This is a genomic window from Salifodinibacter halophilus (assembly GCA_012999515.1).
In the GTDB taxonomy this organism is placed as follows: Bacteria; Pseudomonadota; Gammaproteobacteria; order Nevskiales; family Salinisphaeraceae; genus Salifodinibacter; species Salifodinibacter halophilus.
Genome location: JABEEB010000756.1, coordinates 1 through 235, shown reverse-complemented (window position 1 = coordinate 235; position 235 = coordinate 1). Strand labels below are relative to the sequence as shown.

Here is a 235-nt window from a genome sequence, read left to right as displayed (position 1 = left end):
GTCGAGCTGCTGCTTGACACGGTCAAGGCCACCGAAAGCATGCAGCGCGCGCAGGCCGCGGTCGCGCAGCGCTACGCCGGGCCGCACAACCGGCTGCAGACCGCGGTCGATTCGCTGGCCCGGATCAAGCTCAAACAGGCCGAACGCGGCGCGCGCATGGAGGCGGCGGCGGAACTGGCGCGCCACGACAGCGGCGATGCGTTGGAACGCAAACTGCGCGACGCCGGCATCATCG

At 70.6% G+C, this 235-nt stretch carries 1 protein-coding gene; it reads left to right on the top strand.

Annotated elements, in window-relative coordinates; all coding sequences use genetic code 11:
• On the top strand, positions 1-235 hold a 235-nt coding region (locus tag HKX41_13605; protein ID NNC25169.1), incomplete at both ends, for a PspA/IM30 family protein.